Origin of the sequence: Bacillus sp. FSL K6-1284 (genome assembly GCF_038002625.1) — a bacterium.
GTDB classification, from domain to species: domain Bacteria; phylum Bacillota; class Bacilli; order Bacillales; family Bacillaceae; genus Bacillus; species Bacillus paralicheniformis.
This window is the reverse complement of record NZ_JBBOCW010000001.1, coordinates 3,722,910-3,746,495: the sequence shown is the minus strand read 5'-3', so window position 1 is coordinate 3,746,495 and position 23,586 is coordinate 3,722,910. Positions and strand designations below refer to the sequence as shown.

Annotated in this window: 24 protein-coding genes; 19 read left to right on the top strand and 5 right to left on the bottom strand. The window is 47.3% G+C overall.

Annotated elements, in window-relative coordinates; all coding sequences use genetic code 11:
• Position 1 precedes the first annotated feature (1 nt).
• The 3 genes from MHB72_RS19230 (at position 2) to MHB72_RS19220 (ending at position 4,667) form a co-directional block, all read left to right on the top strand.
• A complete protein-coding gene (locus tag MHB72_RS19230; protein WP_020453083.1) occupies positions 2-202 on the top strand; it encodes a PspC domain-containing protein in 201 nt (66 codons plus the stop codon).
• A complete protein-coding gene (locus tag MHB72_RS19225; protein WP_023856370.1) occupies positions 199-558 on the top strand; it encodes a phage holin family protein in 360 nt (119 codons plus the stop codon). The genes MHB72_RS19230 and MHB72_RS19225 overlap by 4 nt, the downstream gene beginning before the upstream one ends.
• 98 nt (positions 559-656) lie before the next feature.
• Positions 657-4,667, top strand: coding sequence for a metallophosphoesterase (locus MHB72_RS19220; RefSeq protein ID WP_340903663.1), 4,011 nt, complete (start codon positions 657-659; stop codon positions 4,665-4,667).
• Between the two features lie 16 nt (positions 4,668-4,683).
• Here MHB72_RS19220 and MHB72_RS19215 read toward each other — a convergent pair whose 3' ends face one another.
• Together MHB72_RS19215 and MHB72_RS19210 are read right to left on the bottom strand one after the other, a co-directional pair.
• Entirely contained in the window at positions 4,684-6,243 is a 1,560-nt protein-coding gene (locus tag MHB72_RS19215) for an MFS transporter (RefSeq protein ID WP_216919442.1), read from the bottom strand.
• Positions 6,244-6,382: 139 nt separating this feature from the next.
• Positions 6,383-6,862 (bottom strand): MarR family transcriptional regulator, encoded by a 480-nt coding sequence (locus tag MHB72_RS19210; RefSeq protein ID WP_020453079.1) that lies wholly within the window; start codon positions 6,860-6,862, stop codon positions 6,383-6,385.
• 196 nt (positions 6,863-7,058) lie between these two features.
• Between MHB72_RS19210 and hprK the strand changes: the two genes are divergently transcribed.
• From hprK to MHB72_RS19185, 5 genes are read left to right on the top strand one after another with little or no spacing between them, the layout of a single operon-like run.
• Positions 7,059-7,991 (top strand): HPr(Ser) kinase/phosphatase, encoded by a 933-nt coding sequence (gene hprK, locus MHB72_RS19205; protein WP_020453078.1) that lies wholly within the window; start codon positions 7,059-7,061, stop codon positions 7,989-7,991.
• 11 nt (positions 7,992-8,002) lie between these two features.
• Positions 8,003-8,815, top strand: a complete 813-nt coding sequence (gene lgt / locus MHB72_RS19200; protein ID WP_020453077.1) for a prolipoprotein diacylglyceryl transferase — start codon at positions 8,003-8,005, stop codon at positions 8,813-8,815.
• A gap of 24 nt (positions 8,816-8,839) precedes the next feature.
• Positions 8,840-9,787 (top strand): nucleoside recognition domain-containing protein, encoded by a 948-nt coding sequence (locus tag MHB72_RS19195; protein WP_145654569.1) that lies wholly within the window; start codon positions 8,840-8,842, stop codon positions 9,785-9,787.
• Entirely contained in the window at positions 9,777-10,424 is a 648-nt protein-coding gene (gene ppaX / locus MHB72_RS19190) for a pyrophosphatase PpaX (protein ID WP_025810719.1), read from the top strand. Before MHB72_RS19195 ends, ppaX begins: the two co-directional genes overlap by 11 nt.
• A complete protein-coding gene (locus MHB72_RS19185) occupies positions 10,421-10,939 on the top strand; it encodes an acyltransferase (RefSeq protein ID WP_023856365.1) in 519 nt (172 codons plus the stop codon). Before ppaX ends, MHB72_RS19185 begins: the two co-directional genes overlap by 4 nt.
• Before the next feature lie 29 nt (positions 10,940-10,968).
• Here MHB72_RS19185 and MHB72_RS19180 read toward each other — a convergent pair whose 3' ends face one another.
• Complete coding sequence (locus MHB72_RS19180; RefSeq protein WP_020453073.1) at positions 10,969-11,637, bottom strand: pectate lyase; 669 nt, start codon at positions 11,635-11,637, stop codon at positions 10,969-10,971.
• A 277-nt stretch (positions 11,638-11,914) separates the two neighbouring features.
• Positions 11,915-12,640, bottom strand: coding sequence for a C39 family peptidase (locus MHB72_RS19175; protein WP_216919445.1), 726 nt, complete (start codon positions 12,638-12,640; stop codon positions 11,915-11,917).
• Positions 12,641-12,872: 232 nt separating this feature from the next.
• On the opposite strand from MHB72_RS19175, the gene MHB72_RS19170 reads away from it, so the two are divergent.
• From MHB72_RS19170 to hisIE, 8 genes are read left to right on the top strand one after another with little or no spacing between them, the layout of a single operon-like run.
• Positions 12,873-14,048 carry an ATP phosphoribosyltransferase regulatory subunit gene (locus tag MHB72_RS19170; RefSeq protein ID WP_023856362.1) on the top strand — a complete coding sequence of 392 codons (1,176 nt, stop codon included), beginning with the start codon at positions 12,873-12,875 and terminating at the stop codon, positions 14,046-14,048.
• A complete protein-coding gene (hisG, locus tag MHB72_RS19165; protein ID WP_023856361.1) occupies positions 14,041-14,682 on the top strand; it encodes an ATP phosphoribosyltransferase in 642 nt (213 codons plus the stop codon). Before MHB72_RS19170 ends, hisG begins: the two co-directional genes overlap by 8 nt.
• Positions 14,679-15,959 (top strand): histidinol dehydrogenase, encoded by a 1,281-nt coding sequence (gene hisD / locus MHB72_RS19160; RefSeq protein ID WP_096748340.1) that lies wholly within the window; start codon positions 14,679-14,681, stop codon positions 15,957-15,959. The genes hisG and hisD overlap by 4 nt, the downstream gene beginning before the upstream one ends.
• On the top strand, positions 15,959-16,543 hold the full coding sequence (gene hisB, locus MHB72_RS19155; RefSeq protein ID WP_023856359.1) for an imidazoleglycerol-phosphate dehydratase HisB: 585 nt from the start codon (positions 15,959-15,961) through the stop codon (positions 16,541-16,543). Before hisD ends, hisB begins: the two co-directional genes overlap by 1 nt.
• Positions 16,544-17,182, top strand: coding sequence for an imidazole glycerol phosphate synthase subunit HisH (gene hisH, locus MHB72_RS19150; protein ID WP_039073040.1), 639 nt, complete (start codon positions 16,544-16,546; stop codon positions 17,180-17,182).
• Complete coding sequence (hisA, locus tag MHB72_RS19145) at positions 17,179-17,916, top strand: 1-(5-phosphoribosyl)-5-[(5-phosphoribosylamino)methylideneamino]imidazole-4-carboxamide isomerase (protein WP_105979687.1); 738 nt, start codon at positions 17,179-17,181, stop codon at positions 17,914-17,916. The genes hisH and hisA overlap by 4 nt, the downstream gene beginning before the upstream one ends.
• Positions 17,913-18,671, top strand: a complete 759-nt coding sequence (gene hisF, locus MHB72_RS19140) for an imidazole glycerol phosphate synthase subunit HisF (RefSeq protein WP_216919447.1) — start codon at positions 17,913-17,915, stop codon at positions 18,669-18,671. The genes hisA and hisF overlap by 4 nt, the downstream gene beginning before the upstream one ends.
• Positions 18,668-19,300, top strand: coding sequence for a bifunctional phosphoribosyl-AMP cyclohydrolase/phosphoribosyl-ATP diphosphatase HisIE (hisIE, locus tag MHB72_RS19135; protein WP_105979691.1), 633 nt, complete (start codon positions 18,668-18,670; stop codon positions 19,298-19,300). Before hisF ends, hisIE begins: the two co-directional genes overlap by 4 nt.
• A gap of 23 nt (positions 19,301-19,323) precedes the next feature.
• Here hisIE and MHB72_RS19130 read toward each other — a convergent pair whose 3' ends face one another.
• Positions 19,324-19,821, bottom strand: a complete 498-nt coding sequence (locus MHB72_RS19130; protein WP_144497820.1) for a GNAT family N-acetyltransferase — start codon at positions 19,819-19,821, stop codon at positions 19,324-19,326.
• A gap of 294 nt (positions 19,822-20,115) precedes the next feature.
• On the opposite strand from MHB72_RS19130, the gene MHB72_RS19125 reads away from it, so the two are divergent.
• From MHB72_RS19125 to MHB72_RS19115, 3 genes are all read left to right on the top strand, one after another.
• Positions 20,116-21,576 carry a tetratricopeptide repeat protein gene (locus tag MHB72_RS19125; RefSeq protein ID WP_039073039.1) on the top strand — a complete coding sequence of 487 codons (1,461 nt, stop codon included), beginning with the start codon at positions 20,116-20,118 and terminating at the stop codon, positions 21,574-21,576.
• Positions 21,577-21,742: 166 nt separating this feature from the next.
• Positions 21,743-22,693 carry a thioredoxin-disulfide reductase gene (trxB, locus tag MHB72_RS19120; protein ID WP_039073038.1) on the top strand — a complete coding sequence of 317 codons (951 nt, stop codon included), beginning with the start codon at positions 21,743-21,745 and terminating at the stop codon, positions 22,691-22,693.
• Between the two features lie 420 nt (positions 22,694-23,113).
• Positions 23,114-23,578: an 8-oxo-dGTP diphosphatase gene (locus MHB72_RS19115; protein ID WP_026580154.1), complete on the top strand. Its 465-nt coding sequence runs from the start codon at positions 23,114-23,116 to the stop codon at positions 23,576-23,578.
• Positions 23,579-23,586 lie beyond the last annotated feature (8 nt).

The following is a 23,586-nucleotide window of genomic DNA, read 5'->3' as shown; positions in this document are numbered from 1 at the left end:
AATGAAAAGGCTATTTCGATCCGAAACAGACAGAAAGATTGCCGGGGTCGTCGGGGGTCTTGCTGAGTATTTAAATATGGATGCGTCATTGCTGAGAATCATTACGGTTCTATTATTTATATTTTCGACCGGAGTTCCCGTTCTGCTGATTTATATTGTCTGGGTATTCCTAGTGCCGAATGAAGGGGACGTCGACAGATGATGAAATGGATCATAAACGTTCTTGTCAATGCCTTATTATTAATCGTTATTGCCGGTTACTTTGATTCGGTTCACGTCAGAAGCATCGGGGCAGCCATCACGGCAAGCTTGATTTTATCGATCTTAAATATGTTTGTGAAGCCGGTGCTGGTGATTTTGACGCTGCCTGTCACGGTGATTACGTTAGGTTTATTTTTGTTTATCATCAATGCGATTACTCTTTATATGACCGCATCCATTATGGGGGACAGTTTTGACCTGGACGGCTTTGGGACAGCCATTTTTGCGTCGATCGTCCTGTCGGTTTTCCACTTGCTCATTCAAAAAGCAATTATCGAACCGATGTCCAAAAAATAAGTTGAAGTCTGATGAATCATCAGGCTTCTTTTTATTTGCACGGATGTCTCTTTCATAAAAATGATCTGTAAAGGCAAAATACGAAAGGGAGGTAGACGATGAAAAAGTACAGAAATCGCCAAACCCTTTTGTTTCTGGCCGCAGTTTTACTTTTTGCCTTACAGATGCCGATATCGTCCGCGGCGGAAAAAGAGCACATTCAGCTTAGTTCACCGGCCATCAGGCATACTTTTGTTGAACAAGTAAAAAAAGGAGACGACTTGTATTTTTCCGCGGAGGCGGCCGCTGACACGGTCATTCTGTATTACAAGCAGCATGCCGAATTGCCGTATCGGGGGATTCCGATGGAAGTAGAGCCGGGCAAACAGAACGGCTATATTGCCAAGTTGGAAAGCGAATCCATAGCATCCGACAAAGTCCAATATTACATTGAGGCTCAGGCCGGTCGTTCCTCTGTGAAGACGGATGTGTATACTGTCGCCCTGAAAGGCGTACGTACGGATACACAAAAGCTTCCGGAGCTGTTGATCACGGAAATGGCTGTCGACACGTCAAACACCGGTGCAAAGGACGGCTATGAATTTATTGAAGTTTATAACAATACCAATAAAGTTGTTCATCTGAACAATTACAAAATGAAATACAGGCATCCTGAAAAGGGCAAGGAATCAGACAACGTCTGGCCTTTTGAACGCGATGATGTGGCGATTCCTTCCGGTCAAACACACGTGTTTTGGGTGAAAAATCGCTCAAACGGACATTTGACGGAAGATGACTTCAATCAGCATTACGGTGTTCACCTTCGTGAAGGCAAAACGCTTTCTGTTCTCAAAGGGAGCGGCCTGGCGAATACGGCGCCGAGAGAGGTGATTATCTGCACAAACAGCGGGGAAGAGGTCGCATCTGCCCGTTATCAAAGCAAGCCGGATAAAACCGATGTCACTAAAAATAAAGCGCTTCTTTATCGATATCCGCTGGATGGAACGAAGCATATGAAAATGATATCGGCCGGGGAAGAAACACCGTCTCCTGGTTCGCTCCTGAAGGCGCAGGTTCCTTCACAGACGGTGACGGTCATGCCTGACAGAGAAAAGCCGGCGATCCATGATATGACGGATCATCAAGCGGTCAAACCGGGTGAAACGATTCAGCTCTTAGCTGACATGAAAGACAATCGGCAAGTGAAACAGGCGCAGTTTTTCTACCGTATGAATGATGATGAGCCGTTTACTGAAGTCCGTGTTGAAAAAAGCCGCAATGACGGTTTGTACCGCCACAATATCTATTTTGCCGAGCTCATTGGCAAAGAAAAAGTGGAATACTATATGCGGGCCGGCGATGGATCAAATATTACGGCGACTGAAAAGAAAACGATACCGCTTGAACAGCGGATTTTAAAGGGGCTCAGGCTGAATGTAAGCGAAGGCGGAACCGTTTCCGGAAAAATGCTGTTGAAAGCCACAGCAGAAAAGCCGCCTTTTGAAACGACAATTCGGATTGACGGAATTGAACAAAAAAAAGGTGAATCAGCGCTTGAAAAAAAAGCCTACTTTGCCTTCGATGTCAATCAAACAAATCTGTATTTTAAAAATGCTGTAACGATCGGCAGGAGGGTTCAAAAAGTTTTTGACGATTCGCGCCGCCGGTATACGACCATTACGGTTCCGGTTTCTCCGGAGGAATTTAAAAAAGGAAAGCCATTTGCGATTAAAGTTCGTTCAGGCACGAAGTCAACCCCATTTGAACAATCTGCAGAAGAAAACAGGGATGATTTTGTCCTCAAGAACCCCCGTCTTATCTTAGCGGATGGGACCATCATTCGCGATGAGCAGTACGACGATCCGAAAGCTGAGCTTCCGGCCGGCGACGGTCCAGGGGCGCGCGAATGGTATGAATTCCGTTTTTCGATTCCGGAAGCCAAGTTTACATCGCTTGCCAGTCAATGGCATACACAGGCCTGGGATGAAGGCACGCACATCGTTGAAGCGGAGAATGGCGAAGAAAGGCTCATCCGCAGGGTGACGGTTGATAATACAGGCCCTGAGATCAAAACGTCATTAAAAGACGGCAGGACGTATAAAGGATCGTTTGAGATCAATGCGGTCGCACACGATAAATGGAGCGGTGTGAAAAGCATAAAAGCCGTTCTTGACGGCAAAAAAATAGCGCTTCCCTATTTTATATCTTCTGCCGGCCTGGATGCGGGAAAGCACGAACTGAAAATAAAAGCGGAGGACAGCGCCGGCAACCTGTCAATCGTGAAAAAGGCATTTTATATTAAAGAGGAAAAGCCGGACAAGCCAGCCCAGGTCAAAAATGCCCCCGGCAGCACACAAGCTAAGCTGGCCGTCCGCGTCAAGGACCCGACCAAAGATAAGATGAAAGTGTCATTCCATCAAGGGTTTCAGTACACTGTAAAAGACGAAGAGCACGTTGACGTGTCAGCGAACGAAAGCGGGACGGAACCTCCGCAAAGCTTTGCGGTCAGAGGGGAAAAGGCGCTGACAAAAGAAGAGCGCAGCGGCATGTCCGCACCTGACGGAAAAGGTTTTGAAACGTCATCAACAACAAAGTTTCCGTACCATCGCTTTGATGTCAAAGTGGATGAAAATACGGGGCCGAACGACAAGGTGGAAGTGCTGTGGCGCGGCAGTTCACTTCCCGGCAGAAAAGTCTCCATGTTCGCTTGGAATTACACGAGCAAGAGGTGGGAGACGCTGACATTCCATGTTGCAAAGGATGACAAACCTTTCACCCTCAAAGGAAGCATAAAAGCTGCTGATTATATCCGCCAGTCCAAGGCGAGCATCATCATTCAGGATCAAATTCAGCTTTCGCAAAATGACTATACATTTGTGTGGATGTCTGATACGCAATATTATTCGGAAAGCTATCCGCACATTTTTGAACGTCAGGTCAAGTGGATCGCCGAACAAAAGGACAAGCTGAACATTCAGTACGTCTTTCATACGGGGGATCTTGTGGATGAAGCGGATCAGCCGCTGCAATGGAAGCGCGCCGACCAGTTCATGAAAGTTCTCGACGACCATCAAGTTCCATACGGCGTGCTGGCGGGCAATCACGATGTCAGCCATAAAGACCGGTCTTATTTGAAATTCGGCAGGTATTTCGGGGAAAGACGTTTTAAACAAAAACCGCATTACGGCGGGTCTTATCAGAATAACAAAGGGCATTACGATCTCATCTCCAGCGGGGGAAACGACTATATCATGGTATCGATGGGGTGGGGAATCGGAAAAAAAGAACTGCAGTGGATAGATGATGTTCTGAAACGCCATCCCGACCGAAAAGCGATTTTGTCATTTCACGAGTTTTTGCTTGTCAGCGGAAGCAGAAGTCCAATCGGGGAGAAAATATTTGAACAGATCATCAAGCGGAATCCGAATGTGATCGCCGTGTTGAGCGGCCACTATCACAGCTCTAACTTAAAAGTCGACAGGCTTGATGATAACGGGGACGGCAAGCCGGATCGCAAGGTGTATCAAATGCTTGCCGACTATCAGGGCGGTCCTGAAGGAGGCCAAGGTTATTTAAGAATTCTTCATGTAGATCCGAAGCATGACACGATCCATGTCAAAACGTATTCGCCATATCTTGACGACTATAATTTTTATGATCCGCACCAATTCGGCCCGAAAGACGAGTTCAACATCAAAACGGATCTGAAACCACGGAAGAAAAAGGTTAAAACCGATTATTTTGAGCTGAATGTCTTTTCGAACAAGGAAATTGGGAAAGCAAAAACGGTGAAAAGCGGAAAGACGGCTTCAGTGACATGGAAGGATTTACAGCCGAACACAACCTATTTCTGGTACGCCGCAGCTTCTGACCATTACGGCGGCAAAAGCAGATCTCAGATGTGGAAATTGACGACAAAAGATGACGGCATGAGATCCTTTTTGATAGATCAAACCGCCGGGATGGGCTCAGCTCTGTGGCAATTGTCGGGGAGCCCCCCGCCGGCCGGCATGAAGTTAAAGCAAGCGAAACTTGAGCCGTCAGGTATGAAAAATCCCCCAATTGCTGTAATCGGCTTTTGGCTGGCTGCGGTATTCATTTGTGAACGTAAAAAGCATTTGTTTTCTTAAGGGGAGCAAATGCTTTTTAGTTTGTCACATCTTTTTTCAGACGGGTTGCCGTGTCGGCTTGTTTTTTTCTGTAAAGCGATAAAATGCTGACAGAAGCGATGACGGCAAGGGAAAGGACGGCGGCCGTGAAGTAGAGGTTAAAAAACCCCGTTCCCACACTTTCATGGATCGCTTCGCTTATAATGTCCTTGACTTTTGGATCGGGAATCTGGCTGAGTGATTCGTTCAGACGCGATACGTCCGACTCACCGCCTGTAAATTCTTTTATCGGCATCCCTGCATCATTCAGTTTTTGTTTGATATGTGTGCCGATATTTTCGTAGCCGGCCGTTATATATCCTGCATACAAAGCGGGCGCCAAGGTCATTCCCATCTGCCTGACGAGTGATAATGTGCCGAGCGCTGTCCCGTAATCCTGTTTTGCTGCCTCTGATACAAGCATATTTAACGGCGCGCCCAACAGAAAACCAAAACCGACCCCTGCGATAATGCTTGCCAAAACAAATTCCCACTTCTCTGTCACCCAGACGGATAAGAGTAAAAACCCGGCGAACGAAATGATTCCCGAGAGCCATGCCGCTTTTACCGGTCCTTTCCGATCGGCGAGCATTCCGCCGAGCCCTGCTCCTATTCCTGAAGCCAGCGCCAGAGGCGTCATCCAATACCCCGCTTTTTCAGGAGCGACATGCAAATATTGTTCCGCATATGCAGGAATGAAAATAACGGCTGCCAAGAGTCCGCCGGATAAAAATCCGATAAAAAGCGTCCATTGAAACACCTTGTTTTTTAATAAGCTGTAGGCAAGTATCGGGTCGCCGCCTTTCAGTTCTATGCGTTTTTCATAAAAGATGAGTCCTGCAAACAGCGCGCAGCCGATCAGAAGAAAACAGTAAACCTTTGGGTCGGACAGGACGGCAGACATGTGCTGTCCGTTTATATTCGTTATTCCGTACATCACAGCTAAAATCCCAAGAGACAACATCACAGTTCCGGCCAGATCGAGCGGCTTCTGTGTTCCGCCTTTTGTTTCTTTCATCAATGGAACGCTGAGAATGATCAGCACTGCGGCAATCGGAAGGTTGATCAAAAACAGCCAGTGCCAGCTTCCGGTCATATCCAAAATAAAGCTGCCGATATTCGGACCGAGCACTGCCGCGATGCCGTTCATCGCACCTAAAAGCCCCAGTGCGGTTCCCTGTTTTTCTTTAGGCAGCGCAGTGAGAATATGCGAGCTTCCGATAATAAAGATTCCGCCGCCGCCAAGCGACTGAATCAGCCTTGCCAATAAAAACATCGGGAAGTTTTGGCTCAATGCAACCAGCAGCGAACCGGCGCCAAACAGCAAGACTTCGATGATAAACAGCTTTTTACGTCCATACCGGTCAGACAGCTTTCCGACGATCGGGACGCTGACTGCCAAACCGAGCGTATAAAGTGTGATGCCCCAAGCTCCCCATGAGGGGGATACTTGAAAAGAATCGTTGATTGTCGTCAGCGCGGCTGAAATGATGCCATTGTCTAAAGCAGCCATAAACACGCCGATCGTAAATAATAATACGGCCCACTTTTGGTTCACACCATATATCCTCCTTTTTTATTAATTCAAAATGAATAATTCACTTTGAGTTAACTATTTTAATCATCCTTAAAAAAACACGTTTTGTCAAAAGAAATTTTTCAACAAAAAAAGCTGCGCCGGTTTCCGGGCAGCTTGTCTATTCATCGTCAGCTTTTAACGCTTTTTCAAGAATGGTAAGGCCTTCATTCACTTTGGTTTTTTCCTGTTCGTTCAGCTTCTGGAGCGCTTTTTTGAGCTTTTCGTGGCCTTTTTTGTAAAGACTTCGAAAAATCCCCTTTGCATCTTCGGTTAGTTCAACAACAATCGTTCTCCGGTCTTGCTCGGAATGTGTTCTTTTGATGAAGTTCGCTTGTTCAAGGCGGCTGAGCAGTCCGGTCATATTTGAAAGGGAAGCGCCCATTTTTTCAGCGATTTCAGAGACTTTCAGTGTGCCGTGGTTGTTCAGAAGCATTAAAACTTTCATTTGCGGCATGCTGAGATCGAGCTTCATCCATTCGGAGACATCCCCCAGGCCGGCAGCGGTCAGTACTTTCATATAAAGAACCCATGTCTCTTTTTCTTCCGGGGTCAAAATGTCTTCGTTCAGCACGGTGGTATCATGGATATTGTATTTCAACGGTTCTTCACTTCCTTTTCGCGTTCCTCTTTACATACTACTGATTTTTCGCTTTGAAAGAAAGCCCGGGAAAAGAAGACTTCACCGAAGTGTCAAGGGGGGCCATTTTCAAAAAATGTTTTAGGTTCATTTTGAAAGTGATAGAATAAAGCTGAATGTCTAGTTCTTCATCTGAGAAGAGGAGGGTGCATCAATCGTGCCGAAAGTTCGAACAAAAGATGTGATGGATAAATTTAAGCTTGAGCTCATCAGCGGAGAAGAAGGGATCAACCGCCCGATTACGATGAGCGATTTATCAAGACCGGGCCTTGAAATGGCTGGTTATTTTACATACTATCCAAAAGAGAGGGTTCAGCTGCTTGGGAAGACCGAGATTACCTTTTTTGAAAAGCTTCCAGAGGAAGAAAAAAAGCAGCGGATGCTGTCGTTATGCACGGAAATTACACCGGCGATCATCCTTTCCCGTGATTTGCCGATTCCGCCTGAACTCATCGAGGCTTCTGAAGAAAACGGCGTGCCTGTGCTTCGATCCCCGTTAAAGACGACGCGCCTGACAAGCCGTCTGACGAATTTTCTTGAAAGCCAGCTGGCTCCGACAACTGCGATTCACGGCGTCCTCGTCGATGTTTACGGCGTCGGGGTGCTCATTATCGGAAAGAGCGGCGTTGGAAAAAGCGAAACGGCTTTGGAGCTTGTCAAAAGAGGCCATCGCCTTGTGGCGGATGACTGCGTTGAGATCAGACAGGAAGACCAGGATACATTGATCGGAAGCGCGCCTGAATTAATTGAGCATCTCCTGGAAATCAGAGGCCTTGGCATTATCAATGTCATGACGTTATTTGGCGCGGGGGCGGTCAGAAGCTTTAAGCGGATTACTCTTGTCATGAGTCTGGAGCTTTGGGAGCAAGGAAAGCAGTATGACCGCTTAGGGCTTGAAGAAGATACAATGAAAATTATTGATACAGACGTTCCGAAGCTGACAATTCCGGTTCGTCCGGGAAGAAATCTTGCCGTCATCATCGAAGTGGCCGCAATGAACTTCAGACTAAAGAGAATGGGTCTGAATGCCGCTGAGCAATTTACCCATAAGCTTGCGGATGTGATTGAAGATGGTGAGCTTGAAGAATAGGAGCTGACAATATGAATGAAACGATTGAACCTTTAAATCCGATTGCTTTTCACCTGGGGCCGATTGCTGTCCATTGGTACGGCATTATCATCGGCCTTGGCGCTTTGCTGGGCTTGTGGCTGGCGGTCAGAGAAGGCGAACGGAGGGGGCTGCATAAGGACACCTTTGTCGATTTGGTGCTTTTTGCGATCCCGATTGCGATTTTATGTGCAAGGGCATACTATGTCATTTTTCAATGGGGCTATTACAGTGAACACCCGGACCAAATTATTCAAATATGGAACGGCGGCCTTGCGATCCACGGCGGACTGATCGGCGCCGTACTGACGGGAATCATTTATGCGAAGGTCAAAGGGCTTTCGTTTTGGAAGCTGGCTGATATTGCTGCTCCAAGCATCCTGCTCGGTCAGGCGATCGGCCGCTGGGGAAACTTTATGAACCAGGAAGCGCACGGTGAGGCGGTGTCAAGAGCATTTTTAGAAAACCTCCACCTGCCTGATTTTATCATCAATCAAATGTACATCGACGGGCAGTACTACCAGCCTACCTTTTTGTATGAATCGCTGTGGAGCTTCACGGGAGTCGTCGTTCTGCTTCTTTTAAGAAAAGCGAATTTAAAGCGAGGCGAGCTGTTCTTAATCTATGTCATTTGGTATTCGATGGGACGCTACTATATCGAAGGCCTGAGAACGGACAGTCTGATGCTGACGGCGAACCTTCGCATCGCCCAGGTGATTTCAATCGTCCTGATCCTCAGTGCGGCTGCGCTGATAGCCTACAGACGTTTCAAAGGGCGAGAGATTAAACGGTATCAGGAGATGTAGCGATTTTACAAAGGGGAGACAGCAATGAAGGGAACTTTAAAAGCCGGAGCTGTGGCGGGGCTGAAAACGACGTGGACGCTCGGAAAAGTGATTTTTCCTGTCACGCTGATTGTCAGCCTGCTTCAGCATACACCGGTGATGGACTGGTTGATCAAGCTGATCACGCCGGCGATGGGAATTTTCGGGTTGTCAGGGGAAGCGGCGATACCGCTTGTGCTCGGTAACATGCTGAACTTGTATGCCGGAATTGCGGGGATTTTAACGCTTGATTTGACAGTTAAAGAAGTGTTTATTTTAGCGGTGATGCTGTCGTTTTGCCACAATTTGATTATCGAATCGACCGTTGCATCAAGGGTCGGAATTAAAATATGGCTTATTTTGCTTGTGCGCATCGGCCTCGCCGTTTTTTCGGCCTTTATCATTAACCTTGTCTGGCACGGCGGTCAGGATGCGGCTAAATACGGCTTGATCTCTGCGAAAAGCGCCGCTCCTTCCGGCTGGCTTGAAATTGCGCTTGAAGCCGTCACCAAGGCGGGTCTTGGTGTCCTTCAGCTTGCAGCCATCGTGATACCGCTGATGATCATCATTCAATATATGAGAGACCTTGGCTGGCTGCATACTTTTTCAAAGTGGTTTGCACCGCTGACGAGAATGCTCGGCATGAAAGAGAACACCTCAATGACGATGGTTGCCGGGCTGACGATCGGCCTTGCATATGGGGCCGGCGTTATGATCAAAGCGGTCGAAGAAGACGGCGTCAGCAAAAGAGATGTAACGATCGCGTTTATTTTTCTCGTTGCCTGTCACGCGGTTGTGGAAGACACATTGGTATTTATCCCGCTCGGCATTCCGGTCTGGCCTCTTTTGTTGATCAGGCTTGTAACCGCGATTCTGCTGACGATCGCGATTTCGCGCATCTGGAGAAAGCCGGGTTATTCCGTTCGCAGAAAGGAAGCTTTGTATGAAAGTTAATACGGTTTTATTTGATTTGGATGGAACGCTAATCAATACAAATGAGCTGATCATCGCCTCATTTTTGCACACGCTCGACCATTATGCACCGGGACGCTATAAACGGGAGGATGTCCTTGCTTTCATCGGACCTTCCCTTTATGAAACGTTCTCAAGCATTCAAAAGGATAAGGCTGAAGAAATGATCACCATGTACCGGACATTTAATCATCAGATGCATGATGAACTGGTAACAGAGTATGAGACGGTTTACGAGACGCTGGAACGCCTCGCGGAAGAAGGGTATAAGCTCGGGATTGTCACGACAAAGCTGCGGGACACCGTTATCATGGGGCTTAAACTGACGGGGCTTGATGCCTTTTTCGAGACGGTTGTGACGCTGGATGACGTCAAGCGGCCGAAGCCAGATCCCGAGCCTGTTTTGCTCGCCCTTTCCAAGCTTGGCAGCCGTCCGGAAGAAGCCATCATGATCGGTGATAATTACCACGATATATTAGCAGGGAAGAACGCCGGAACGAAAACAGCAGGCGTTGCGTGGACGATTAAAGGAGAAGAAAGCCTGGCTAAACACGAGCCTGATTTTATGCTCCAGCAAATGAGCGATCTCCTTCGCATTCTTGAGGTGGAGAAAGCTTGAGAAAAACGAAGCGCTATCCGGTGTCCGGCTCCAATTCCTTATGGCACATCTATCAGACGGTTCCATTTTTTAAAGTGGTCAAAAACTTTATCGTCATTCAGGCAGCGCGCTATACGCCGTTTCTTGGGATGAAAAATTGGATGTACCGGACGTTTTTGCGGATGAAAATCGGAGAGAAATGCTCATTTGCTTTAATGGTCATGCCGGATATCATGTTTCCTGAAAAGATCTCCGTCGGGCGTAACACCGTGATCGGCTACAATACGACCATTTTGGCGCACGAGTATTTAATAAAAGAATATCGGCTCGGCGAGGTTGTCATCGGCGATGAAGTCATGATCGGAGCCAATACGACGATCCTTCCAGGCGTCGAAATCGGAGACGGCGCCGTCATTTCCGCCGGTACGCTCGTTCATAAAGATGTGCCTCCGGGCGCTTTTGTCGGCGGCAATCCGATGCGGCTGATCTATACAAAAGAAGAAATGGAAAAAAGGTTGGAGACCCCCGCTGAATAAAGAACGGGGGCCTTTATTTGCAATCAAAGTTAAAATTCATGATTGTTCCTTTCCGTAATATGCTTCACACCGATCCACTTCTTTCCGACTTTTGAGTACCTTGTATTTGTCATCGTAACGGAACTTGTACTGCTGTCGGTTCTGAAGATGGCCTCTTTCATATTTGTAATCGTGCAGTTATCAATATTGACCACTGCCTTAAATGTCGAGCCTCCGAGCTGGCGAATGAATTTGCCTCCTTGATCCGCAGTGAAATTTTTCACGGTAAATGTACTCGCTTTATTAATCTGAAAGATTTTGTCCGCGGCAAGCCGGGCTGATCCTCCGTTAATCGTGACATTTCCTTCGCTTTTGACAGTCAGGGCATCTTCGCCGACATCTTCCCAAACAACATTGCTTATAGAAGCGTTACCATAAGTGTGAACACCGTCAGCAGCAGGAGCGCCAAGCACGACATTTTTGAGCGTTGCACCATTCTCCACTTTGAAAATCGGTTTTTGATCTTCGCGCTGGCTTCCGTCCCCCAGCTCCGGACCTGCAATCAGCCGCTTGCCTTTCCCGTCATACGTTTGTCCTTTTTCGACTACGATCGTTTTGTGAACGACCTCGGCGGCCGAGGCTTTTTCGGGCAGAGCCTGTCCAAACCCGCAGACGAGCAAACCTGACAAAATAACCGTACCTGCTAATCTCTTCATCATTTTCATCCTCCTCATGAAATATTGTTCAAAACAGATTTGTCTCCCTTAGATGAAAACAATTTCTGGTCCTTTTGCAATAAGTTGAGACACCTATTTCGGTACTATCATATATGCGAGCTTGCTGAAAAGTAAACAAATAATTTGAATATTATGAAAAAACAGTAAATTGAACACGTGCAATGAGGTTTTTTTCTGTATTTTGGATGTGATGAAAGGGTAAAGAGGCTTATTTTAATAAGGGGAAAGAACTAAAAAAGGCAGGGGTTAATCTGCCTTTTTAAGCGGCGATCACGATCGCCTGACTGCCCATTTGTTTCCATGATTTCTCAAAATTTTCTCTGTCTGTTTTTCTGTTTTTATATCCGTACGGATCATTCAAATAAACGTAATCCTCATCATAGCCTGTCACGGCAACACTGTGAACGCTGTACGTCACATCGATTTTACCTGACGGCGTATTCCATGTTTCCATATCGTTGACTGGACTGAAATGAACAGTGGTGATAACCCAAACCGGTCTTCCTTGATTCAGCTGTTCATATATTTTCTCCGGCTCACTTCCCGTCAAATCGACAGCTTTAGTACCTGCGTATGAATAGGCCAAATCGTAAATCGGGCCATGGTAGACACTCAGTCCGGGTCCGTTTTCCATATCTCCCACAAAGCCGTCGTTAGGATTTCCCTTTAAGCCGCTTTCATAGTGCAGAGGCACTCTTTTCACCTCATTGGCAAGCTCATTTTTTGTGACATGATATCCGCTGTAGTTTAAGATCATCGCCAGGCTGGCGACTTCACAGCCGTTATAAAGCTTCGGCGAGTCCATTTGGTTGATCAGCGGGACGTCAAGCGGCTGATGTACTTCTTTATTGTCAGCAGCATTCTTATGGCTGCTGTGCAGCATTTCGGCTAACGGGCTTAACGCATCTTTAGAAAACAGTATAAGAACGGCGGTTATAAGAGCTGCTACGAAAAAAATTAAAAAAAGAGTTTTGAAAAATTTCATTCTGAGTCTCCTGTCTTCCCTTTGCTGGTTTGGTTAAGGCAAAGATTTGCAATTGTTTATATTATAACATCAAGATGTTCATTACATAAAAGTTATCATTTCCCATACGGTCCGTAGTCTATTTTAAGAGCGGCTGTTGATTTTGATTCTTTTATCTGTTAGCATATTATCATATTAGCGAACTAAAGGATTCGGAATTTTCCTTCAAACAGTTATGGGGGTGCAAGTGTAGATGTTTATGTTTGAAAAACCGCATGGCATGCGGGATACGCTGCCTGTGCTTTACGAAACAAAGAAAAAGGTGCGCTCTTCATTAACAGAGGTGATGGCTTTGTGGGGGTATCAGTTCATGGAGACACCGGCCCTTGAATTTTATGATACGGTCGGTGTGCAGTCGGCCATATTGGATCAGCAGTTATTTAAACTCCTTGATCAGGAGGGGCAGACGCTCGTGTTAAGACCTGATATGACGGCCCCGATCGCAAGGGTGGCGGCCTCAAAGCTTCATAAAGATGATCACCCGCTTAGAGTGGGCTATGCTGCAAATGTGTTCAGGGCACAGGAACGTGAAGGCGGACGTGCCGCCGAATTTGAGCAAGTCGGCGTCGAACTGATCGGCGATGGATCTACAAGCGCTGACGCAGAAGTGATTGCACTCGTCATTTTTTCGCTTAAAAATGCCGGCCTGACTTCATTTAAAATCTCGATCGGCCATGTCGGAATTTCAGATGCTTTGTTTGTGGAGGTTTTAGGAAATGAAGAAAGGGCTCATGTCCTGCGGCGCTATTTATACGAAAAGAACTATGTCGGCTACCGGGAGCATGTAAAATCCCTCAATTTATCCTCAATTGATAAAAGCAGGCTGCTCGAGCTTTTGGAGCTGAGAGGCGGTATTGAAACGTGCGGCAAGGCGGCATCGATCATCGATTCTGAAAAAGGAAAACGCGCGGTTTCAGAACTGAAGACGCTTTGGGAGACACTCGGCGACTATGGTTGCACGGACGACATTAAACTTGATTTAGGCATGGTCAGCCATATGAGCTACTATACGGGTGTTTTGTTTGAAATCTATGCTGAAAACGTCGGCTTTCCGATCGGAAACGGCGGCAGATACGACCAGCTTCTCGGCCGCTTCGACTCACCCGCTCCGGCAACCGGTTTCGGCATCAGGACTGACAGGCTGCTAGAAGCATTGAAGCCGGCGGAAGAGCAAGAAAAAATCGATGTCGTCATCTTCAGCACGGAACAAAGAAAAGAGGCGATCAAATTTGCCGAAGAAGAGCGAAGAAAGGGCAAAAAAGTCGTTATACAGGACTTAGCGGGAATCGGAGATATTGACCAAATGACAAAGTCTTTTCAAAACGTGACCTATTTTATCGGGGCCAGAAAGGAAGAGAAGCATGGGTAAGGAATTGACGATTGCGATGCCGAAAGGGCGGATATTTGAAGAAGCTGCCGATATGCTTCGAAAAGCAGGCTATCAGCTCCCTGAAGAATTCGATGATTCGAGAAAACTGATCATTCAGGTGCCTGAAGAGAACCTTCGCTTTATCCTCGCCAAGCCGATGGATGTCACAACATATGTCGAGCACGGGGTGGCCGATGTCGGAATCGCCGGCAAAGATGTGCTGCTGGAAGAAGAACGCGATGTCTACGAGGTTCTTGATTTAAACATCAGCAAATGCCGTCTTGCCGTAGCCGGCCTGCCAGAGACGGCGGCCGACAACGTTGCGCCCCGGGTTGCGACCAAGTATCCAAATGTCGCGTCAAGCTACTTCAGGGAGCAGGGAGAACAAGTGGAAATCATCAAGCTCAACGGTTCGATTGAACTCGCTCCCTTAATCGGACTTGCCGGCCGAATCGTTGATATCGTATCAACAGGACAGACTTTAAGGGAAAACGGGCTGGTTGAAACCGAAAAAATTTGCGACATCACGTCACGTTTCATCGTAAATCCTGTCAGCTACCGAATGAAAGACGCAGTCATCGATGAAATGGCTTCAAAACTTTCTCTTATTGTGGAAGGTGAAAAAGTAAAATGAAGATCAAAACCATCAGCGGAAATACGTCGGTTTCCCTAAAGCGCACCATTGACGCCGGAACGGAAGAGCAAAGAAAAGCGGTCCGCGGCATTATCGATGAAGTGAAAAAGTACGGGAATTCAGCAGTTTCCGCATTCACAAGACAATTTGACGGAGCGGATGTGGCCGACTTTCGCGTTTCTGAAGAGGAAATCAAGGAAGCATACATCACGCTCAATGAACGTGATCTCGAGATTATTCGGGCGGCGATTTTTAACATTAAAGAATATCATGAGCGGCAGCTCGCATCATCATGGTTTTACCACCGCAAGGACGGAACGATGCTCGGCCAGAAAATCACGCCCCTGGATTCAGCGGGAGTGTACGTGCCCGGCGGAACGGCTGCTTACCCATCATCCGTTCTGATGAATGTTATTCCGGCGCTTGTTGCCGGTGTCGATCGCATCGCCCTTGCCTCACCTCCGGGAAAAGACGGCAAATTGTCGGCGGGAGTACTGGCGGCTGCGGCTGAGCTTGGCGTCACAGAGATTTACAAAATGGGCGGCGCTCAGGCGATTGCCGCATTGGCTTACGGAACAGAAACCATTTCCCCCGTCGATAAAATCACAGGACCTGGAAATATTTATGTCGCCTTGGCTAAACGGGAAGTATTCGGCCAGGTTGATATTGATATGATCGCGGGCCCAAGTGAAATCGCCATTCTCGCTGATAGTACGGCAAACTACCGGGAAATCGCTGCTGATCTACTTTCACAGGCTGAGCATGATGCGATGGCAGCGAGCATTCTTGTCACCGACTCAAAGCCGCTTGCCGAATCTGTTTTAAAAGAGGTTTACGAACAGCTCGAGCATCTTCCAAGAAAAGAGATTACACGGCAGTCGATTGACAACCACGGTTTGATCTATGTTACAAAGACGATGCATGAAGCTGTTTCCGTCATCAATGAGCTCGCTCCTGAACATTTGGAAATTTTAACAGCTCAGCCTGACGCCCTGCTCGGACAAATCAAACACGCGGGCGCCATTTTCCTGGGCCGCTACAGTTCAGAGCCGGTGGGAGATTATTTTGCGGGCCCTAATCATGTTCTGCCGACTAACGGCACAGCCAGATTTTCAAGCCCGCTAAATGTGAACGACTTCCAAAAGCGCTCCAGCATCATTTCCTACAGCAGGGATGCATTCCGCGAAAATGCCGAGAGCATTGCGGCCTTTGCTAGATTGGAAGGGCTTGAAGCCCATGCAAGAGCAATTGAATCCAGAAACCGGGAGGAAGACTGATGAGAAAAGCCGAACGGGCAAGAAAAACCAATGAAACTGATATTAAATTATCCTTTCATATTGACGGAGAAGGGAAAGCGGATATTCAAACGGATGTCCCGTTTATGACGCATATGCTCGATTTATTTACAAAACACGGGCAGTTTGACCTTTCAGTTGAAGCGAAAGGCGATGTTGAAATCGACGACCACCATACGACGGAAGATATCGGAATTTGTCTCGGACAGGCGCTTTTGGAAGCGCTCGGAGATAAACAAGGAATCAAACGCTACGGTTCGAGCATAGTGCCGATGGATGAAGCTCTCGCCCAGGTTGCGATTGATCTGAGCAACAGGCCGCACCTCGAGTTCAGAGCCGAATTCCCGAGCCGGAAAGTCGGAACCTTTGATACAGAGCTTGTCCATGAATTTTTGTGGAAGTTTGCGCTGGAAGCGCGAATGAATCTTCATGTCATCGTTCATTACGGTACGAATACTCACCACATGATCGAGGCGATTTTTAAAGCGCTGGGACGTGCGCTTGATGAAGCGACATTGATCGATCCGCGGGTTAAAGGAATTCCGTCAACGAAAGGAATGCTGTAAATGATCGGTGTCATAGATTACGGAATGGGAAACCTGTACAGCGTCTCTAAAGCGCTTGAACGGATCGATGCCCCTTATTTCGTCTCCGAGCATCCGGATGAACTTAAGAAAGCGGACAGCTATATCCTTCCGGGAGTCGGCGCTTTTCGGGATGCGATGGAGACTTTAAGCCAGACCGGCCTGAAAACATTTATTCAAGATGCCGTAAGTGAAGGAAAACCTCTTCTCGGCATATGCCTCGGTATGCAGCTGTTATTTGAAGAAAGCGAAGAACGCGGGGCGTCAAAAGGACTCGGCCTTTTGAAAGGAAAAATCGTTAAACTGAAAGACCGTGACCAAGCGGGAGATCGCTTAAAAGTGCCTCACATGGGCTGGAATCTTCTCACGGTCCACCGCGACTCTCCGCTTTTACCAAAGACGAAAGAAGGGTATGCGTATTTCGTTCATTCGTATTATGTCTGCGGAATCGAAGAGGAAGCTTTGCTTGCCAGCGCCGAATACGGTGTGCGTGTGCCTGCTGTCGTCGGTTTTGGCAATGTATACGGCGCCCAGTTTCATCCGGAAAAAAGCAGTGCGGTCGGCATGTCGATCTTAAAGCGTTTCAAGCAGCTTACACAAGAACAGAAGGTGAAAAAATGAGCGAGTTTACTGTATACCCTGCCATTGACATGAGAAAAGGCAAATGCGTCAGGCTCATCCAGGGAGATTATGAAAAAGAAACGATTTACGGTCATTCCCCTCTGGATATGGCCTCCCGGTTTGCTGAAGCGGGGGCAGACTGGATTCATCTTGTCGATTTGGACGGGGCAAGAGAAGGCAAAAAAGTGAACGACAGACACGTCATAAGCATTGCTGATGAACTCAACGTTAAAGTGCAGGTCGGCGGCGGCATCAGAACCGAAAAAGACGTATATGACTACTTGTCGCAAGGTGTTGAAAGGGTGATCTTAGGCAGCTCGGCCGTATCAAATCCCGAGTTTGTCAAAAACATGCTGAAAGCTTACGGCCGGCATATCGCAATCGGTCTTGACGCAAGAGACGGATTTGTTTCGACTGAAGGATGGCTTGAGACCTCCTCCGTTAGAGCGGAAGAGCTTGGCCTCGAGCTTGCGAATGAAGGTGCGGAAGTTTTTATCTTTACCGACATTGCGACTGACGGAATGCTGTCAGGACCGAATATCAGCAGTACAGTGGAGCTTGCCAGGGCAACCGGCAAACAAGTCATTGCCTCCGGCGGTGTCAGCTCTCTCGCCGATCTTGAGGCGCTCGCTTCCCGGACTGTGGAAGGCGTCTCTGGCGCCATTGTCGGAAAAGCGCTGTATACCAATCAATTTACCGTGGCTGAAGCGCTTGAAAGGGTGGCGGCAAAGTGATCACAAAACGAATTATCCCGTGTTTGGACGTAAAAGACGGCCGCGTTGTCAAAGGTGTGCAGTTTGTTGACTTGAAAGATGCCGGCGATCCCGTTGAGCTGGCTGAAGTATATGATCGTGAAGGCGCCGATGAGCTTGTTTTTCTCGATATCTCGGCATCCCACGAGGGGAGAAAAACGATGGTTGACGTCGTTGAAAGAGTGGCGGCCAAGCTGGCGATCCCATTTACCGTCGGCGGCGGCATCAATCGTTTGGATGATATGAAAACGATCCTGCGGGCCGGCGCCGACAAAGTTTCCGTTAATACGGCTGCCGTTCTCCGTCCGGAGCTGATAACGGAAGGCGCTGACTTTTTCGGTTCTCAATGCATTGTCGTCGCGATTGATGCAAAATTCGATCCGGAAGCTGATCAGTATTATGTTTATACACACGGCGGACGTAAAAAGACGGACCTTGAGGCCGTCTCATGGGCGAAGGAAGCCGTTCAGCGGGGAGCCGGTGAAATCCTGCTGACAAGCATGGATGCAGACGGAGAAAAGAACGGATTTGACTGCAGGCTCACAAAGCTTGTGTCAGAAGCTGTTTCAGTCCCCGTCATTGCATCCGGAGGCGCAGGTCATGCGGGCCACATGTATGATACACTTGCAGAAGGACGGGCGGACGCGGCTCTTGCCGCATCTATCTTTCATTACAAAGAAACATCTGTAAAAGAAGTAAAAGCTTATTTAAAAGAGCGCGGGGTGAATGTAAGATGATCAAGGCAGACGAGTTGACATTTAATGAAGCCGGCTTGATCCCGGCGATTGTCCAGGATGCAGCGAGCAAGGAAGTGCTGACACTTGCTTATATGAACAAAGAATCGTTTGAAAAAACGCTGGAAACGAAGGAGACATGGTTTTTCAGCAGATCGCGAGGAGAGCTCTGGCATAAGGGAGCGACGTCAGGAAACATTCAGCGTGTGATAGACATCAGGCTTGACTGTGATCAGGATGCGCTCATCGTGCTGGTCGAACCGGCGGGACCGGCCTGTCATACAGGAAGCTACAGCTGTTTTTCGCCCGGCGAACATATCAGACAGACTGATGGCGGCCGCTTTGACATCATCAATGAACTTGAAACGGTGATTGCTAAACGGCAGGCTGAAATGCCTGAAGGCGCATATACGACATATTTGTTCCGTGAAGGCGTTGACAAGATTTTGAAGAAGGTTGGCGAAGAAGCGGCGGAAGTCATTATCGCTGCAAAAAACCGGGATTCTGAAGAGCTGAGATGGGAAGCGGCTGACCTTCTTTACCATCTGCTCGTTTTGTTGAGGGAGCAGTCCCTGCCGCTTGATGATGTGCTTGGCGTCCTGAAAGAGCGCTATGAAGGCTCTGAATCATAAGCGCATTGCTTACACCCAAAAAGCTAACTGCCTTTTGGGTGTTTTCCCGTGTTTAATTTCATTACGATTTGCTCTCCGATCGGCCCCATTTTTCTTTCCCCTGTGTCTGCAAATCCGGCTTTCACATACAGGTGCTGGGCCGCGGTGTTTTTCACGTTCACAACCAGCACGATTTCATGACAATGGGTGAACTCCTTGGCGACAAATGCAGGAAGCTTGAGCATTCCTTCTTTTGCAAAACCTTTTCCCTGGTGCTTTCTGTCGATGGATAGCGCCGTTAACAGCATGGCGTCCGGGTTGTCCGAATAGTCTTTTACCCTCTCGGTCGCATGCAGGATAAAAAATCCGACGGGTTCGCCTTCGTTTAAAATTACGATTGGAAACTGACCGTCCGTCTGTTTTAAAACCTCTTTCGGCAACGCGGTAAATCGATGCTGTTCTTCAGGAAGCTCGAATTCGAGAAGCGCAGCTGAATGTTCTTCCGAGAAATGCTTCAATTGTATTGATCCGCTTTTTTTCACATGATGAACCCCCTTTCTATGATCATACAATGGGAACGTATATTCGTCACTATCTAGTGCTAAAAAAAGATTTTGCCCTGGTTAAAATAAGAAGCGTACTTCCGATATAAAACCTACCTTGAACCTTCTGAAAGCCCTATGCGCTCCAGTGCTCCAAACGTCAGGAATAAAATGGTGAAAAAACCATATGTGGAAAATGAAGAGAATTTTCTCGAAACTTGTTTTTGGCCTATTAAGCCTGCTGGAAACTATGTTATACTACTCACGGTATATAGTTTGAAATGGAGGGTATCTGTGGGAAAGTACACTTCTGAACACCATAAAGATTCGAGAATTGTCCAACTGTTCCAAGATGGGCAATATTTTTATCATAAAGGGCTCAAAGCATATAGAGAACGCAATTTATCCCGCGCAAGCAAGCTCATTCAGAGAGCGATTTTTCTTGAACCGGAAAACACGGGAATGCTGTCCCAACTTGCTGTTATTTACACTGAAATGGGATTTTACCAGCAATCAAATGAACTTTTGGACTTTATCCTGACGAACATCAACGAAAAAATGACTGAATGTTATTATTTTAAAGCCAACAACTATGCGCACCTCGGCCTTTTTCACGAAGCCTATAAAGCAGCGGAGACTTATTTAAAAGAAGACCCGGACGGCGAGTTCAGCGAGGAAAATGCGGAGCTCCTTGATTTATTGGATATGGGAGAGGAAGATGAGGGCTATTCGCAGTTTGATCAGGACGACTTGATTCTGAAACAGGATCGGGCGAAATCACTGCTGGAAAATGGACAGCTTCAGGAATCGATCGTGATGCTTGAAGAAATCACTTCCGATTACCCCGAGTTTTGGTCAGCTTACAACAACCTTGCACTGGCATATTTTTATGCCGGAGACATTCAGAAAGCCAAAACGACGATTTTTTCGGTCTTGGAAAAAAGCCATGGAAACCTGCATGCGCTTTGCAATCTTCTTATTTTTTATCACTATGAACGACGGGACGATAAGGTCGAGGCGCTTTCCGAACAGCTTTCCAATGTTTATCCGATGCTGTTTGAGCAAAGGTATAAGCTCGGCGCCACGCTGTCCCTCGTCGGCAGATACGATCTCGGCTATAAATGGCTGAAATCACTCTACCGCATGGGATTTGAAGGGGATGAGACCTTTTATTACTGGCTCGCCTGCTCAGCTTACTACACCGGCCGCGCTCAATTTGCCCGGTCTGTATGGAAAAAGATGCAGGAAGAGTATCCGGATGACGCCCGCATGGAGCCGTGGAAAGAACGGAAGGAAAAGAAACCTGTCCAGCGGCCGCTTGAGGAGCGCCTTGCCGCGTACTATATCAGCGGAAGAAAAGGGGAAAAAGCCCAGCTGAAAGCGGTGCTTGATTCACAGATGGCAAAAACGCCGTTTGAAGATCAGTTTGTCAGGCTTGTGCTTTACGGGGAAAGCAGTGCAGCCGTTGATTCAAAAGACGCACTTCTTGCTTACAGAACTGCGAAAGCGATTGAACAAGCGGATCAGTCAGCGATGGAACAGGAGGCCATGTGCTTTTGGATTTTTCATGTCATTCAGCAGATCAGGGCTTACGGCCTTCAGCTGAAAAATGCCGGCGGGCTTGCCGCGGCGATCTATTACATTTGGAAGACCGAGCATCAGGAGCGGCTGACAAAAGCTGAAACCGCAAAAATCTTCCATATCTCGCCCGGAACGCTTTCAAAGTATGAACGTACATTAAAAGAACATCTATAGAAACAGGTGTGAACTTCACTGTTCAGCCTGTTTTATTATGTGAGCAAAAAAATAGCGATTATTCATGATATTTTATAGGATATGGGTAAGGAAGATATAAGAAGGGAATCTTATTTAACAGAAATGGACTGCTTGACAGCATAAGATTCATGAAGGAGTGAACATTGTGTCAGAAGAAAAGATGTATGACGTCATTATTATCGGAGCAGGTCCTGCGGGAATGACGGCAGCCGTTTATACGTCAAGGGCGAACCTGTCGACTTTGATGGTTGAAAGAGGCGTTCCGGGCGGACAGATGGCCAATACGGAGGATGTCGAAAACTATCCGGGATTTGAAAGCATTCTGGGACCAGAGCTTTCAAATAAAATGTTTGAACATGCGAAAAAGTTCGGCGCTGAGTATGCGTATGGCGATATAAAAGAAGTCGTCGATGAAGGAGACTACAAGATCGTCAAAGCGGGATCAAAAGAATTTAAAGCGCGTGCGGTCATCATCACAGCAGGCGCCGAATATAAGAAGCTCGGCGTACCTGGCGAAAAAGAGCTTGGCGGCCGCGGTGTATCTTATTGTGCGGTTTGTGACGGCGCATTCTTTAAAAACAAAGAGCTCGTCGTTGTCGGAGGAGGGGACTCCGCTGTTGAAGAAGGCGTGTACTTAACCCGTTTCGCTTCGAAAGTCACGATCGTCCACCGCCGCGATAAGCTGAGAGCGCAAAGCATCCTACAGGCGCGCGCGTTTGACAACGAAAAAGTCGACTTTCTCTGGAACAAGACGGTCAAGGAAATTCATGAAAAAGACGGAAAGGTCGGTAAAGTAACGCTGGTCGATACGGTCACAGGCGAAGAAGAAGAGTTCCTGACTGACGGCGTCTTTATCTACATCGGCATGCTGCCGCTTTCAGAGCCGTTCAAAAACCTCGGCATTACAAATGAAGAGGGCTACATCGTGACAAATGAACAGATGGAAACAAAAGTTGAAGGTATTTTTGCAGCGGGCGATATCCGCGAGAAAACCCTTCGCCAAATCGTAACGGCAACAGGCGACGGAAGCATTGCCGCACAGAGCGTTCAGCACTATATCGAAGAGCTGAAAGAGAAAGAAAAGGCTGTAAAATAACGTATTTTTATCGTCATCATGATTTAACCGCCCTGTAACACCAGTGAAACAATTATTCGTTATGATGGGTATAGTAATTGACCCCCTTTTATAATGAATTTTATTGGCACGGATGATCTTATCCGTGTCCTTTTTTTGTTTTATTTTTCCACAAAGAGAAATTTTTACAAATTTCACAAGTTGTTCAAATTTCAATATTGAAACGTCTATTTTTGCTGTAAAATAGAATGAAAGAACGGTTTTCGCAAGCGCTTCCATTCGCTGAAAAAGCCGTTTCTTTAAGGTTTACCCTGGAAAAGCTTTAAAGCAGTCCGGAAAAAAGCGATTTTCGCGGCGGAACTGCATGTTCATTGTGAGCCGGGACAGGAAGCGGTATAATAGAAAAAAGAATTGAAGGACTAAAAGGATGGGTGACAGACTTTGCAAAGAGTGACGAATTGTGTGCTGACTTCAGGTGATAAAGTCCTGTTGCTGCAAAAGCCCAGACGAGGCTGGTGGGTAGCCCCCGGCGGCAAAATGGAAAGCGGGGAAACCGTCAGGGACGCCGTCATCAGGGAATACCGCGAAGAGACGGGCTTGTATGTGCTGAACCCGCAGCTGAAAGGGATATTCACCTTTATCATAAAAGAAAATGATCAGGTCGTATCTGAATGGATGATGTTCACATTCGTCGCCGATCATTATACAGGCAAACATGTAGAAGAATCGGAAGAAGGCATCATCGAGTGGCATCAGGCGGCAGACGTCGGGAGCCTGCCGATGGCGCCGGGAGACGTCCATATTCTGGATTTTATGCTGAAAGGCAAAGGACTGCTTCACGGCACCTTTACGTATACGCCTGACTTTGAATTGCTGTCCTATCGCCTCGACCCGCAAGGCGAATAAACATAAGA